The organism is Paenibacillus sp. sg306046, from assembly GCF_059821225.1.
In genome coordinates, this window is record NZ_JCAMRT010000013.1 from 158,743 (window position 1) to 173,162 (window position 14,420).

16 protein-coding genes, 2 tRNA genes and 1 riboswitch are annotated in these 14,420 nt (G+C 51.6%); of the genes, 3 read left to right on the forward strand and 15 right to left on the reverse strand.

Translation table 11 applies throughout. From position 1 onward, the window contains the following. Nucleotides 1-86: 86 nt before the first annotated feature. Complete coding sequence (gene ychF / locus AC6ROY_RS15155; RefSeq protein ID WP_500101411.1) at nt 87-1,187, reverse strand: redox-regulated ATPase YchF; 1,101 nt, start codon at nt 1,185-1,187, stop codon at nt 87-89. Nucleotides 1,188-1,437: 250 nt separating this feature from the next. Beyond that, nucleotides 1,438-2,148 (reverse strand): PilZ domain-containing protein, encoded by a 711-nt coding sequence (locus AC6ROY_RS15160; RefSeq protein WP_500101412.1) that lies wholly within the window; start codon nt 2,146-2,148, stop codon nt 1,438-1,440. Nucleotides 2,149-2,250: 102 nt separating this feature from the next. Next, nucleotides 2,251-2,344: riboswitch (cyclic di-GMP riboswitch) on the reverse strand. Nucleotides 2,345-2,653: 309 nt separating this feature from the next. On the opposite strand from AC6ROY_RS15160, the gene tadA reads away from it, so the two are divergent. Further along, nucleotides 2,654-3,121 (forward strand): tRNA adenosine(34) deaminase TadA, encoded by a 468-nt coding sequence (gene tadA, locus AC6ROY_RS15165; RefSeq protein WP_500101413.1) that lies wholly within the window; start codon nt 2,654-2,656, stop codon nt 3,119-3,121. A 157-nt stretch (nt 3,122-3,278) separates the two neighbouring features. On the opposite strand, the gene AC6ROY_RS15170 is transcribed toward tadA, so the two are convergent. From AC6ROY_RS15170 to AC6ROY_RS15180, 3 genes are read right to left on the reverse strand one after another with little or no spacing between them, the layout of a single operon-like run. Further along, nucleotides 3,279-4,409 (reverse strand): hypothetical protein, encoded by a 1,131-nt coding sequence (locus AC6ROY_RS15170; protein ID WP_500101414.1) that lies wholly within the window; start codon nt 4,407-4,409, stop codon nt 3,279-3,281. Then, nucleotides 4,402-4,923, reverse strand: a complete 522-nt coding sequence (locus AC6ROY_RS15175) for a hypothetical protein (RefSeq protein WP_500101415.1) — start codon at nt 4,921-4,923, stop codon at nt 4,402-4,404. Before AC6ROY_RS15175 ends, AC6ROY_RS15170 begins: the two co-directional genes overlap by 8 nt. Further along, nucleotides 4,920-5,444 carry an RNA polymerase sigma factor gene (locus AC6ROY_RS15180; protein ID WP_500101416.1) on the reverse strand — a complete coding sequence of 175 codons (525 nt, stop codon included), beginning with the start codon at nt 5,442-5,444 and terminating at the stop codon, nt 4,920-4,922. The genes AC6ROY_RS15175 and AC6ROY_RS15180 overlap by 4 nt, the downstream gene beginning before the upstream one ends. A 153-nt stretch (nt 5,445-5,597) precedes the next feature. On the opposite strand from AC6ROY_RS15180, the gene AC6ROY_RS15185 reads away from it, so the two are divergent. Then, a tRNA-Arg gene (locus tag AC6ROY_RS15185) sits at nt 5,598-5,670 on the forward strand. 14 nt (nt 5,671-5,684) lie between these two features. On the opposite strand, the gene AC6ROY_RS15190 is transcribed toward AC6ROY_RS15185, so the two are convergent. Together AC6ROY_RS15190 and map are read right to left on the reverse strand one after the other, a co-directional pair. Continuing rightward, a complete protein-coding gene (locus AC6ROY_RS15190; protein ID WP_500101417.1) occupies nt 5,685-5,837 on the reverse strand; it encodes a hypothetical protein in 153 nt (50 codons plus the stop codon). A gap of 29 nt (nt 5,838-5,866) precedes the next feature. Continuing rightward, the gene (map, locus tag AC6ROY_RS15195; protein ID WP_500101418.1) at nt 5,867-6,616 is read right to left on the reverse strand and encodes a type I methionyl aminopeptidase; all 750 of its coding nucleotides are present in this window, start codon (nt 6,614-6,616) and stop codon (nt 5,867-5,869) included. Between the two features lie 217 nt (nt 6,617-6,833). Between map and AC6ROY_RS15200 the strand changes: the two genes are divergently transcribed. After that, nucleotides 6,834-7,022, forward strand: a complete 189-nt coding sequence (locus AC6ROY_RS15200; protein ID WP_500101419.1) for a hypothetical protein — start codon at nt 6,834-6,836, stop codon at nt 7,020-7,022. Between the two features lie 312 nt (nt 7,023-7,334). Here AC6ROY_RS15200 and AC6ROY_RS15205 read toward each other — a convergent pair whose 3' ends face one another. The 8 genes from AC6ROY_RS15205 to guaB form a co-directional block, all read right to left on the reverse strand. Then, complete coding sequence (locus tag AC6ROY_RS15205) at nt 7,335-7,481, reverse strand: hypothetical protein (RefSeq protein ID WP_500101420.1); 147 nt, start codon at nt 7,479-7,481, stop codon at nt 7,335-7,337. A 16-nt stretch (nt 7,482-7,497) separates the two neighbouring features. Beyond that, on the reverse strand, nt 7,498-7,848 hold the full coding sequence (locus tag AC6ROY_RS15210; protein ID WP_500101421.1) for a hypothetical protein: 351 nt from the start codon (nt 7,846-7,848) through the stop codon (nt 7,498-7,500). Nucleotides 7,849-8,011: 163 nt separating this feature from the next. Next, a tRNA-Ser gene (locus AC6ROY_RS15215) sits at nt 8,012-8,101 on the reverse strand. 47 nt (nt 8,102-8,148) lie between these two features. Then, nucleotides 8,149-9,429, reverse strand: coding sequence for a serine--tRNA ligase (gene serS / locus AC6ROY_RS15220; protein ID WP_500101422.1), 1,281 nt, complete (start codon nt 9,427-9,429; stop codon nt 8,149-8,151). Between the two features lie 12 nt (nt 9,430-9,441). Then, nucleotides 9,442-10,014 carry a pyridoxal 5'-phosphate synthase glutaminase subunit PdxT gene (gene pdxT / locus AC6ROY_RS15225; protein ID WP_500101423.1) on the reverse strand — a complete coding sequence of 191 codons (573 nt, stop codon included), beginning with the start codon at nt 10,012-10,014 and terminating at the stop codon, nt 9,442-9,444. Between the two features lie 39 nt (nt 10,015-10,053). Next, a complete protein-coding gene (gene pdxS / locus AC6ROY_RS15230) occupies nt 10,054-10,935 on the reverse strand; it encodes a pyridoxal 5'-phosphate synthase lyase subunit PdxS (RefSeq protein WP_500101424.1) in 882 nt (293 codons plus the stop codon). Between the two features lie 127 nt (nt 10,936-11,062). Beyond that, nucleotides 11,063-12,403 (reverse strand): D-alanyl-D-alanine carboxypeptidase family protein, encoded by a 1,341-nt coding sequence (locus AC6ROY_RS15235; protein WP_500101425.1) that lies wholly within the window; start codon nt 12,401-12,403, stop codon nt 11,063-11,065. A 233-nt stretch (nt 12,404-12,636) separates the two neighbouring features. Next, nucleotides 12,637-14,094 (reverse strand): IMP dehydrogenase, encoded by a 1,458-nt coding sequence (guaB, locus tag AC6ROY_RS15240; RefSeq protein ID WP_500101426.1) that lies wholly within the window; start codon nt 14,092-14,094, stop codon nt 12,637-12,639. Between the last annotated feature and the right edge of the window lie 326 nt (nt 14,095-14,420).

The window sequence follows — 14,420 nt, forward strand, 5'->3', positions numbered from 1 at the left end:
ATTTCTCAGTTCACGTTTATTCGAAACCAAGCGACCGCCTTTTTCGTCTCCGCTACCCAGCGCTGTACAAGCGGCTGCTTGCCTCGCTAAACGTTGAAACGGAAATGCATGACGTCGCCGTCCTGAACGACATATTCCTTGCCTTCGAGCCGCATCAGGCCTTTTTCCTTGGCTGCATTCATCGAGCCGGAGCCCGTCAAGTCCTCGTAGCCGACGACCTCAGCGCGGATAAAGCCGCGCTCGAAGTCCGTATGGATGACGCCGGCCGCCTGCGGCGCCTTCATTCCTTTACGAATCGTCCAGGCACGAACCTCCTGCACACCCGCGGTAAAATACGTATACAAGCCGAGCAGCTTGTAAGCCCCGCGAATCAGCCGGTTCAGTCCCGATTCCGTCAAGCCAAGCTCGTCAAGGAACATTTGCTTGTCCTCGCCTTCCAGCTCAGCAATTTCCGATTCAACCTTGGCGCTGATCGGCACGACCTCCGCACCTTCAAGCGCTGCGTACTCGCGCACCTTCTGTACGAACGGATTGCCTTCCGTATCAGCAACTTCCGCCTCGCTGACATTGGCCGCATACAGCACCGGCTTCATCGTCAGCAGATGCAGGTCGCGAATCAGCAGCCTCTCCTCATCGTTCAGCTCTACGCTGCGCGCAGGCTTGTCATTGTAGAGAGCCTCCTTGATCCGCTCCAGGCACTCGACTTCCTGGGCGTACTTTTTGTCGCCGCCCTTCATGTTTTTACGGGAGCGGTCGATCCGCTTATCGACGGAATCCACGTCGGCGAGAATCAGCTCCAGATTGATCGTCTCGATATCGCTGATCGGATCAACTCCGCCGGATACATGCGTAATGTTCTCATCCTGGAAGCAGCGAACGACATGCACAATGGCATCGACCTCGCGGATATGCGCCAGAAACTTGTTGCCGAGTCCTTCGCCTTGGCTCGCGCCTTTTACGAGACCGGCGATATCAACAAATTCAAAGGCTGTCGGCACAATATTTTTCGGCTGCACAATGTCGGCCAGCTTGGCCAGACGCTCATCCGGCACCTCAACGACACCGACATTCGGATCAATCGTACAGAACGGATAGTTGGCTGATTCCGCACCAGCCTGCGTAATCGCATTAAACAGCGTTGACTTGCCGACATTCGGCAGCCCGACGATTCCACAAGACAAACCCATATATAGACAACTCCTTAACAGATAGAGCTTGTTCAACAAGCCCTCAGTTTAATCACTTCATCTGAACCTATCCATGAACGAAAGCGAAAATCTAATCCTGACATTCTATTATATCCTATAATTGCGGTCTGTGTCATCCCGTATCATCCGAAAACACAAATACCCCCTTTCCCCGGAAAGAAGGTATCCGTTGCGCCTGCGGCTTGCAAGCTCCAGTCACAAGTGACCTACGACCGCTACGAATTGCAAATTACTTGAAAATACGTCTGACTCTGGCCGATTCCTTGGAAGTAAAATGCTGCTCTACCTGCTTCTTCAGTACGAAGGCCCGCAATGCATTTACCTTATCTGTCGGAATATCGACGTAACGCGCTCCGTAATAGACGCCGGATTCACCAGGCTCCGACCTGACGATTTCCAGCAAGCACGCAATTTCGAACCCCAGGTTCAGCTTGACCTCGGCGCGCATCGTGGCGTCCAGCTTCAGATCGGCCTGCAAAAAAAAGCCGATTCCGCTGACACTTACATTGCGAATCTCCAATGGCAGCTCCTCTTGAAGCTCCGGCCCGCCGCCATTCTCGTGACGGACAGCCAGCAGATGACCGCTCTGCTCCACATCAATCCGCGGATTTTCGCGTTTTTCGGCGAAACGCTTCTGATTCGCAGGAGGATTGATCAGCATAAGCGCCTCATGGTCCTTCGCTACGACCGTCGATTGAAACGTGTAAATTCCGCCTGGCGAATACACCGTAATTTTCACCGCATCGCCCAGATCAAACGCTTTGTACTCCGACATTTCAATTTCGAGGATATCCCCTTCGGCATACGTGAGAACTCCTGTCGAGACAAACTCTTTCTTCTCGACAACGGTACGGCTGTTCAGCAGGATGCCGCTAGTGGCTCTGTAGGCTTCTTGCGTGTACTCGTAGGAAATCTTGCCGTTTTTGGCCGCTTTGGACATGGCTGACCGCCCTCTCCTTCTCCCTGTTCCCTGTTTGCAGACAACAAAAAAGCCGATTCTCAAATGCCGAGACTCAGCCTGCTCACCGGTACGTTGCGTACATTCGGCGGCCAGGCTGCCATAGCCTCTATCACCAGAGGACCTTAGACCCTAAGCTTTGCGTCCCTGCCTTTCAACAGGTTTGCCAGAAACAAACGAACGAACCAGACGTTATAACTATGGTATCCCCCAGAAATTGGGTATAAATACCTATTAATAATTCTTATTATAGGAGGTTCCCTGCAAACTGGCAACTTTAATTTGGGCGAAAATTTGAAAAAAAATCATTCACAATTGCCGCATGTCTGTGGATAAGTTTTCCCTATAGCTGAAGGCTTGCTTGTACCGCTTGATTTATCTACAATGGATACGGGAAATTCACTGGCTATCCACAACGTTATCCACAGCTTGTGCGTAACGAATGCTTGTTCGATTTCATGAATTTATTGTAAAAGAGGTGGGCCGATTGGATGACCTACACATCCATCAGTCATTTATGCAGGCAGCTATAGAGGAAGCCCGGAAGGCCGAACGGCTGAATGAAGTTCCGATTGGCGCAGTCATCGTCAAGGATGGGGAAATTATCGGACGGGGCTACAATGTCCGCGAAACAGCCAAAGACCCGCTCGGCCATGCAGAGCTGATTGCCATCAAGCAAGCGAGCGAGCATCTGGACGCCTGGCGGCTGCTCGGCTGTACGTTATACGTCACGCTGGAGCCATGCCCGATGTGTGCCGGGGCGATCGTCCAAGCGCGGATTCCGCTCGTGGTGTTCGGCACAACGGACCCTAAAGCAGGCTGTGCCGGTACGTTGATGAATTTATTGCAGGAAGAACGCTTTAATCATCGGGTCGAGCTTATTCCTAACGTGCTGCAGGTCGAATGCGCCAGCCTGCTCACCCAATTTTTCCGCCGTCTGCGCGGCAGGGCATAGCCAATCAGACAGCAGCGCCTGCCATGGACCCCGACCCATATCGTCAGTTCTGCTCTGTAGCCAGCCAGCTGCTGCTGCCCCTTCCGCCTGTCCAGCTCCCGCCTCCATTCTGCCTGATCTCACTCCATACACGCCGCTCTGCGCCTGTGCAGGCTGTCTACGGGCGCGGCGGCTTGCCGCGGCCTCGAAGCAAGCGAAACCCGCCGCCGATCAACAGCAAGCACACGATAAAGGTCTGAAAATAACTGTAGTAAAAATGCATCACTCTGGACTGCACATAATCAGGCACCCACAACCCCAGCGTGTTCACTAAAACTTGGTCAATCAAGTAATAGACGCCTAAGCCGAGCAATGCGAAGCCAAGCAAGCGCTGCCGTTCGGCCAGCCATTCAAGCAGCGGCGTATCCACGAGCGGCTCACGCCCCAATTTGGAGATGTGCTGGAGCGAATCGAAAAAGCTGTAGAACCATAAAATCGGGATGACAAACAGGAACAGCGACAGCCGCAGCGCGTCCAGAAAATACATCCCGAACAGAAAGGCGGCCATAAACTGCAAGCCGCGCTTTTGCAGCCCGATATACATATGGCCTGCGCCCGGAAAAATCGAAAGCAGAACAGCCAAGGTTTTATTTTTTTTGCCGGCCTCGCGTCCCTCCTGAAAATCCTCGAAGAATGTACGGTCTACAAGCGCTTCTCCCCGGTCACGCTTATTCAGCTGCTGCACGCAATCGAACATCGCGTACAGCCAAATAATCGGCAGTGCTCCAAGCAGCACCAGAAAATTCCTTTGTCCGGACATGACCGAAATAAACACCGTGATCATCGCCAATCCAAAAAACAAGCCGAGAAACGCCAGCCCGCGCTGCATCAACCCCAGATTGAAATGCCCCAAACCCGGCAGCAGCGACAGCAGCATCGTAAAATAACGGTCTCTCCCCGCCTGATCCCCATAGCTGGACGAAAACTCGCTCCCCTGGGCGTAGGCCGGTCCATATTCCCCGCCTCCGACGCTGGGTCCGCCATATCCCGCTTGCGCAGCATAAGCCCGATTGACAATCCTCACCATATCTATCAGATTCAACAGCCAGACGAAGGCGGCCATGAGCAGCATGGCCAATGCAACATCTTCATGCCGGGATATCATAAGCAGAAACAACGCAATCAGAGACGGCCCTGCAAACATACCTCCGAAAAACAAGCCCTTCAAAATGCGGCCCATATACAGCTGGCCAAATCCGGGAATCATCGACAGGATCAAGGCAACCGCCGGGTTTTTAGGTCTATTCATCGTGCTTCCCTCTTCTTTCATCTTGTCTAGGTTTCGGTTGGAGCGTCGCAATCCATTCAACTGTCCGATCCATCATTTGCTCCGACAAGGACGGCGGACGAACAGCCTTAGGGCTTCCCTGTGCGGCATCCCAGGCTCTGGCTTGCTGAGTGAATACCTGGAATACACCCGAGCCCATCAGCAGCATCGTAACTGCGGCAGCCAAGGTGTAGTGAACCGCCGGATGACGCAGCCAGCCGCGACAAACCTCACGCCTCACGCCGCGTTTCGCTGCTGCCGAATCCGGGGATGCGGACGCAGGAATAGCGACCTCCACCCAGCGCTTCAGCGATTCCTGCGTTATCCGCTCCAGATCCGGCTCCGGCAACGAATCAGCCTGTTGTTCCACACATTGGAGATACACAGCCAGACAAACGTCGCAGCTGAGCAGGTGATCGTCACATTCCATTCTTTCCTCCGGGGAAAGCCGGTCTTCCGTATATAACTGCCATACCTCCTCTGCAATATGCTTCATTCGCGATCATCCTCCTCCCAAATTTTCCGTAAATATTGCTTGGCACGATATAATTTGGATTCCACGGTCTTTACCGCAATATTCTGCTCCTGCGCAATTTGCTGGTAAGACTTTTCTTCCATGTAAAAGGCATAGACAACTTGTCTGTAATGCTCCGGCAGCTGGTCCATATAACCGTGTACAAGCTTCCGCTTTTCGCGAGCAAGCACCGTGTCCTCCACAGGCTGACCTCGGGTAGCGGCAACCAGCTCCAGCTCTCCCCACTCCGCCGTCAGCTGCTCTTTTTTGCGGTCTCTCGACCGCTTGTGGTCAATGGCTTTGTTGATTGCGATTCTTGTAATCCACGACTTAAACCCCTGATGCCGGTAGTGGGGGAGAGACGAGAAGATGCTGATCAGCGCTTCTTGCGTAACGTCTTCCGCATCCTTGGCCGAATGAAGCACGCCATATACCGCTTGGTACAGGTAGCGCCCGTATCGTTGAACCAGCTCCTGGAACGCTTCCCGGTCACCCGCAATCATGCGCGCAATCCAAGCTTCTTCCGTCGTAATGATCTCCCCCTCCTCTCTGCATGAATAGACGTACGGGGTCTTGCCAATCCCTGCGCTATCGTTTGAAATTGCGGCTTCCGCTTTATTCCATCGGGCTCCTATGATATAATGACGATGGTTTAAGTTTCCGTAGCTCAACAGGATAGAGCAGTCCTCTCCTAAAGGACAGATAGAGGTTCGAGTCCTCTCGGGGACGTTTTATACGCCCGGTTAAATTTGAAGAGCCCGTCGACAAGAGAATCGCTCTTGCGGCAGGCTCTTTTTGAATGTCACCGGTTGAAACGGCCCTCCATTTTCCATAGGCTCATCCTGACTCGCCGTTCCGTTCACGCCTTCAAGTTTATTCTCCGCCGTCTGGCTCATGCCTTACGGCTCTTTCGCTCTTCTTCCGGTCATACGTCCTCAGTTAACACCCAGGGTCCATCCTTCGTAACCGCAACGGTATGCTCAAACTGAGCGGACAGGCTGCCATCAACCGTACGTGCTGTCCAACCGTCGAAGTCAATAAACATGTCGAGCTTCCCCGCATTGATCATGGGCTCGATCGTAAATACCATGCCTTCCTGAAGCCGAAAGCCGCGGCCCGCTTTGCCTGCATGCATGTACGAGGGCTCCTCATGCATCGACTGGCCGATTCCATGGGCATTCAAATCGCGAACGACCGAATAGCCCGCTTGCTCAGCATGCCGCTGGATTACACTAACCACATCGCCGATGCGATTGCCCACAATCGCCTGCGGAATCGCCAGCTCCAAACATTCGCGCGCAATACGTACGAGCCGCTCGGCCTCTGGCGACACCTTACCTACCAGGTACGTCTGGCACGTATCCGCACACCAGCCTTTATAACGGCATACAATATCTATTTTGACGATATCGCCCTCCTGCAGCGGCTTGTGGTCAGGAAAGCCATGTGCAATGACATCATTGACGGACGCACATGTAGCGGCAGGAAATCCGTGAAAGCCCTTCGTGACCTGCTCCGCGCCATGACTCGTAATAAATGCCTCGGCGAAATCATTAATTTGCATCGTCGTCAAGCCAGGCCGAATCATCTTGGCAATTTCCTTGTGGCACTTCGCTAAAATCAATCCGGCATCCTTCATTTTATGCATCTCTTCTTTGGTTTTCAGTATGACCATCTGTCTGTTCCTCCTTAACCCCATTTCCTGGTTCTGATCGGGTTCCTGCTCCTATTGTACGCGTTTCTGAAGAAAATGCCCACTGGATCAAGCTTGCTTTAAGACGTTGGGCGTTTGCTAAAAAAATGATTAGAAATGTCTACATCCGTTCTCATTTTTCATTGTACATGGTAGAATAAGGGTTATTCGCAAAATACAAATCTGAGGTGGATCAGGAATGCAAGCTACCACTTATTACATCGTCTATGATGAGTTTTCAATCTCCATCTGCACGTCGCTTGATGATGTTTGTGAGGCAATTTCGCTCGGAGCTTGCTTGTATGGATATGCGGACAACGAAGGCATGGCTTACCTGATGATGAAGGAATGCTTTCAGCTTGTAGAGAAAAACTCGATTGAACCCTAATAAACCCGATGAGCGCCTGTCGGAAAATGGTAACAGCCCCTTACCTGAGGTAAGAGGCTGTTTTTGTTCGTTGGTGAGGTCCGTGGAGCCCTAAAACCTCCAAGAAAGGCTGAACTGTTCTCTCTAGCCTTCCCCGTTGTTGTGGCGGCTATGATTCTCATTTTTAACCCGCTTGGAGCCGGGCTTTGGACCTGTCCGCTGACGAGACTCCTCCTGATTTTGCTGGCCGTTCGGAGGATTAACCGGTTGGGGAATATCCTTTGGCATGATTCGCTCCCTGCCTTTGTCTGAGATTGGAATAGCTTTATTCCTTTATTGGTGATTTAATGCATCCTGATGGCGCCGGTCGTTTGTCTGCTGCTGCAGCTGCTGCGCCTGGTGACCATCTGTGTCGGCTGCCTTCAGATCCTTGGCGACATTTTGCACATTTTTATCTGCGTTGCTCTTGTTACGTGTCATTCGCCTTCACTCCTCTCTAGTGCGTCGTCGTCAACGTATGCAGCTGCTGCACGCATTCATGCAAGTGACGGACATGGTCATCGACCAGCGTCTGAATGATGTCTGTCCGTTCATCCACATGATGACCATCCCGCTCTACGTCGACCAGATCGACCTTCACCTCACGCGAATCGACGTACGTACACTTAAAGTCAAAGCTGTACTTGCTGCGACCGGCTGTCGTAATGTGAACGCGCAGCGCATTGGATTGGGCTTCATCAGCCCATATCCTCGCCTGATCGGAGGCATCCAGCACTTGAGGCAATGTTTGCGACCAGGCATGAACCAGCTCCTGCTGATCCACCTGGAGTTGATCGGATTTACTCATCTTCATCCCACCTCCCTGTCTATAACATGCATCCGTGAGCTGCATCATATACTGGCTTGTTTACATTTTCGCAAAAAGAGAATGCAAAAAAGAAGCGGAGCAACGTCCGCTTCTTGGCTGTTTATAGGATAAATTCTGTTTTGTCCAATTTCAATGTAGAAATTGGCGGAGAGGGTGGGATTCGAACCCACGGAGACCTCACGACCTCGGCGGTTTTCAAGACCGCTGCCTTAAACCACTCGACCACCTCTCCGGGTGACAACATGCATTGTATCATAGTTGGTGATTCATATTCAAGCGCTAATTTTTGCTGATTCGTTCCAGCCCGCCCATATAAGGCTGCAATACATCCGGAATCCGAACGCTGCCGTCCGCCTCCTGGTAATTTTCCAGAATAGCGGCGACAGTACGACCAATGGCCAGCCCGGAACCATTTAAGGTATGCACAAATTCAGGCTTGGCCTTCGCATCGCGACGGAAACGAATATTTGCCCGCCGCGCCTGGAAGTCCTGAAAATTGCTGCAGGACGAAATTTCGCGGTACGTGCTGCTATTTGGCAGCCATACCTCCAGGTCGTACGTCTTGGACGAGGAGAAGCCCAGATCGCCCGTGCAAAGCGACAACACGCGATACGGCAGCTGCAGCAGCTGCAACACCTTCTCCGCGTTCGCCGTCAGCTTCTCCAGCTCTTCATCCGAGCTTTCAGGCGCCGTCAGCTTGACGAGCTCAACCTTGTTGAACTGATGCTGACGAATCAAGCCGCGCGTATCGCGCCCGGCCGACCCTGCTTCAGAACGGAAGCAAGCGCTCAGCGCTACGAAATTTTTCGGCAAATCTTCCACCGTTAAAATATCGTCTCGGTAATAGTTCGTAACCGGTACCTCAGCAGTCGGGATGAGGAAATAATCCGTTCCCGTCAGCTTAAACACATCTTCCTCAAACTTGGGAAGCTGTCCGGTTCCCGTCAGGCTGTCGCGGTTCACGATCAGCGGCGGCAGCATTTCTTCATATCCATGCTGATCGGCGTGCAGATCCATCATGAAGTTATACAGCGCGCGCTCCAGACGTGCCCCCAGGCCTTTATAAAATACGAAACGCGATCCTGTCACCTTGGCTGCAGCTTCGAAGTCAAGAATGCCAAGCTGCTGGGCTATCTCCCAATGCGGCTTAGGCTCATAGTCGAATGCCAGAACATCGCCGATCCGGCGAATTTCCACATTGTCGTCTTCGCTTTTGCCCACCGGCACATCAGCTTGAGGCAGATTGGGCAGCGACAGCAGAATCGCATCCAGCTGTGCTTCCAGCTCGCGAATCTCGTCATCCAGCTCCTTGATCCGGTCGCCGACAACCTTCATTTCTTCAATAAGGTGATCGGCGTTTTCCTTCGCCCGCTTGAGCTGTGCAACCTCTTGCGAAACGACGTTTCGGCGGTTTTTCAACTGCTCCGTCTCCTGCAGCAGCTCTCTTCGTTTTGTATCCAGCAGCATGAAGCGATCCAGCTCATCTAAGGTTTTCCCCCGCTTCGCCAGCGCCTGCTTCACCATGTCCAGATCGCTTCGCAGCAATTTCACATCCAGCAAGCCAGACCCCTCCTACCTCGTCTCACGTACCATATTAAGAAAATAGGCATGCATCCGCTCGTCATCCGTTAGTTCAGGGTGAAACGAGGCTGCGAGCAAATGTCCCTGTCTCGCCGCCACGATCGTATCGCGATAAGTAGCGAGCACTTCGACGCCCTCGCCAACCTGCTCGATAAGCGGAGCCCGGATAAACACGGCCCGAACATCCTTGTCGATCCCCTTGATATCCAGATCGGTTTCGAAGCTTTCCCGCTGACGGCCAAACGCATTGCGCGCCACCTGAATATCCATCAAGGCCAGATGCGCTTCGTCTTGCCCATTAATTTCTTTAGCTAAAATGATCATACCGGCACAAGTCCCGAAAATCGGCTTGCCCTGCCGTGAAAATTCACGCAGGGCGTCGATAAACTGATACGTTCTCATCAGCTTTCCGATCGTCGTACTTTCTCCACCTGGGATGATGATGCCATCAATCTCATCCAGCTGCTCGGTGCGCTTGATCGCTACGCCCTCCGCGCCAGCCTTCTGAATTAACAAGATATGCTCCGCTACAGCTCCCTGCAGCGCCAATACCCCTATTTTCATGCCCTCATCCTCTTTCATTCGAAGAAACGCCGCCGGTGATTACCAGCCGCGCTCCTGCATCCGCTCCGAACTGTGAAGCTTGGAAATTTCGATCCCTTTCATCGGCGTACCCAGGTTTTTCGAAATACGGGCAATCAGCTCATAATCGGTGAAATGCGTTGTTGCTTCCACGATCGCTTTGGCAAACTTCTCAGGGTTGTCCGACTTGAAAATACCGGAGCCCACGAACACACCATCGGAACCCAAATGCATCATCAGTGCCGCATCAGCCGGTGTCGCAACACCGCCTGCAGCGAAGTTAACGACCGGGAGACGTCCCGACTCATGCACTTGCAGCAGCAGCTCGTATGGAGCACCCAGGTTTTTCGCTTCCGCCATCAGCTCATCCTTGGACAAGCTTTGTACTTTACGGATTTGTCCCGTGATCATCCGCATATGGCGTACCGCTTCAACAATGTTGCCGGTTCCCGGCTCACCCTTGGTCCGCAGCATCGAAGCGCCTTCTCCAATCCGACGCAGCGCCTCGCCCAAATCACGTGCTCCGCAAACAAACGGTACGGTAAACTCATGCTTGTTGATATGAAACACTTCATCAGCAGGCGTCAGTACTTCACTTTCATCAATATAATCAACGCCCATAGATTCCAAAATTTTAGCTTCTACATAATGACCAATCCGTGCTTTCGCCATAACGGGAATCGAAACGACATTCACGACCTCTTCAACGACTGTAGGATCAGCCATCCGGGCCACTCCGCCGGCAGCTCGAATGTCGGAAGGTACACGCTCAAGCGCCATAACGGCAACCGCTCCAGCCGCTTCGGCAATCTTTGCCTGCTCCGCATTCATGACGTCCATAATGACGCCGCCTTTTTGCATTTCGGCCATACCTTTTTTAACGCGCGATGTACCTGTTTCCATGTTCGATTCCTCCCGAAACTGTGCGTAATGTCCTTATAGCCGCTTGGCGCCGGACAAACTAACTAAAGCAATATTTTACATGAACCGATCTAAATAAACAACCCATTTGCTCGGATTTTAGCTGATCTTAGGACTTCTTAGCTCCTGTAAACGTATCGACGAAAAATTCCTTGATGGCCCGGAAAAATAAGCGGAACCAGCCGGCTTTTTCAACGGCATCCGATGTAATCAGGTTTACGGTATATTCCTTGTTCTGAAAGGTCACTTTGGCCGTTCCTACAACTTGTCCCTTCTCAATCGGAGCGATACGCTTGCTTTCCTCGGCAGCTGTGGCCGTTACCTGAAATTGATCAGCAGCCGTACCCTTTTTGGCAATCAGCGTCAGGCCTGTTTCCGTAACGACAGGAACTTCCAGCTCAACGCCCTTTTTAATATTGACCGTTTTCAATGAATCTATTTCGCTTTTCGCCGTTAAGACTGTTTTCGATTCAAAATTATTAAATCCGTAATTAAGCAGCTTCGCCGTCTCAATGAACCGTGCTTCTTCCTTGCCCTTCGGCCCCATGCCGGTTCCCATCACGACGCTGATCAGCCGCATTCCATTGCGCTCAGCCGTCCCCGTGAAGCAATAGCCCGCTTCAGCGGTATGCCCCGTCTTTAGCCCGTCCAGACCATCGAAGGCATATTTGGCAAAGTTGCGCGTACCTTTATTGGCCGCCAGCATCCAGTTCCAATTGATCATCGGGTCTTTGTCCCTCTCACGGAATTTTCGGGAAGGAATTTTCGTATAATCCAGTACGCTCTTATGGTCATTAATCAGATGATAAGCGATGATTGCGGCATCCTTCGCCGTCAGCAGTGTCTCGCCTTGCAGCTCGGTCGGCGCATGCTTGCCCATATCAGCCCGGCCGAGACCCGTAGCGTTAATAAAATGCGCATCCGGCGACAGCCCGAATTCCTTGGCTTTCTCATTCATCATTTTCGCGAAATTTTCTTCTGTTCCGCCGACAGCCTCCGCCAGCGCAATCGTGGCATCATTAGCCGAATAAATCGACATGGCCGCAAACATATTATCGACAGTCGCCTGCTCATTCAAAGCGAGCAATTGCCCCGATCCAATCGCATCCGCCGCGGCTTGCGACGTATTAATCGACTGGTTCATTTGCAGCTTCCCGCTGTTGACCGCTTCCATAACTAAATATTCCGTCATCATCTTTGCCATACTTGCGGGAGGAAGAGCTTTATCAGCATTGTATTCGTAGAGGATTTGTCCGGTAGACGCTTCCATTAAGATGGCAGAGGATGCTTGCAGCTCAAGCTCAGAAGACTCGGCAGCGCTCGCAAGTGGAGGTTGGACGACAGCAAGGGATGTATTTAACAACAAAACAACAGCCAAGAGAGCACAAACACGTTTTACATGTACAAACAAACATCTCACTCCTATTCCTGGGTATTGAACAGAAACCATTTGTTATTGTACCACAACCTGCCTTGCCCCGTAAAAAAATGCTCAAGATCCGATAGGTCAGGGTGAACCATGCTCTGGAATTCCATACGAGGAAGTCCGCCTTCTTATCACGAAAGAAGCTCTCGCCACTTTGTCCAGGTCCGAGAATTCTGACAACCGATGGTTAAAAAAATAAAACGGAAGCTTCTGCTTCCGTTTTACATGAGGTCAGACCTTATTGGCCAGGCCTTGAACTATAAAGAGTAGTTAGGTGCTTCTTTTGTAATCTGAACGTCATGCGGATGGCTCTCACGCAAACCAGCTCCCGTAATCCGGACAAAGCTTGTTTCGTTGATCAGAGAATCAATCGTCGCCGCGCCACAATAGCCCATACCGGAACGAAGTCCGCCTACCAATTGGTACAGCGTATCCGCCAGCGGTCCTTTGTAAGCAACTCGGCCTTCTATCCCTTCCGGAACCAGCTTGCTTTCGTTTTCCTGGAAGTAACGATCCTTGCTCCCTTCCTTCATCGCGCCAAGCGAGCCCATTCCCCGGTATACCTTGAAACGGCGTCCCTGATAAATTTCAGATTCTCCCGGACTTTCTTCCGTACCGGCAAACAAGCTGCCAATCATGACGAGATTTGCACCTGCCGCGATCGCTTTTGTTATATCTCCGGAGTACTTAATACCGCCGTCTGCAATAATCGGTACATTATATTCACGGGCAACCGAAGCACAGTCGTAAATCGCCGTAATTTGCGGAACACCGATCCCGGCAATGACACGTGTCGTACAGATTGAGCCTGGGCCAATTCCGACTTTAACGATGCTTGCCCCCGCCTCAATCAAGTCACGCGTACCGTCTCCAGTTGCTACGTTACCCGCGATAATCGGAAGCTCCGGGTACTGCTGGCGAATTTGCTTAACCGTATTCAAAATATTGATATGATGTCCGTGAGCCGAATCAACCACGATGACATCAACGCCGGCCTCCACCAAAGCAGCCGTACGTTCCATGACGTCTTTGGATACACCAACCGCCGCGCCGACGAGCAGACGCCCATGCTCATCCTTAGCAGCATTCGGGAACTGGATTGCCTTCTCGATGTCCTTGATCGTAATAAGACCTCTGAGAATATTGTGCTCATCCACCAAAGGCAGCTTTTCGATTTTATGCTTCTGCAGAATACCTTCAGCCTGCTGTAAAGTCGTTCCGACCGGAGCTGTAACCAGCTGCTCCCGCGTCATTACTTCCTTAATTTTAATCGAATAATCATGAACAAAACGCAAGTCACGGTTAGTCAAAATACCGACCAGCTTTTTGTTTTCATCGACAACAGGAACGCCGGAAATCCGGTACTTGGCCATCAGCTCCTCTGCATCATACACATGATGTTCTGGAGTCAGTGAAAAAGGATTGGTAATAACGCCGCTCTCTGATCGCTTCACACGGTCTACTTCCTCCGCTTGTTGGACGATCGGCATATTCTTATGAATAACGCCTACGCCGCCTTCCCGGGCCATTGCGATCGCCAGCTTCGATTCCGTTACCGTATCCATAGCTGAACTAATGAACGGGATATTCAACTTAATTTTAGCAGTCAGCTGCGTCGAGATATCAATTTCCTTACCAAATACATTCGACTTACGCGGAACGAGCAGCACGTCATCAAATGTTAATCCTTCTTTCGCAAACTTAGACTCCCACACGAATAAGTCCTCCTTATTTAGGTACTTGCCGAAATATATTATTGCAATCTTACCAAAAGCGCAATTTTCATGTCAAGCCTAACCTTCTGGATATTTGTGGACTGCGCTTACATTCAAACTGCTGAAGCTGGCGCCAGCGTCGCGTTGCCCAAATCAGGTGGTTTTTGCATGAACCGCCCTACATCCTCACCATGCTTATGGTGCAAATAGCTTATGGTGCAAATTATATGCAAAAAAGCCTTTATGGACTCTAAGTCCAAAAAGGCTTCTAATCGGCTTGGCGACGTTCTACTCTCCCAGGACCCTGCGGTCCAAGTACCATCGAC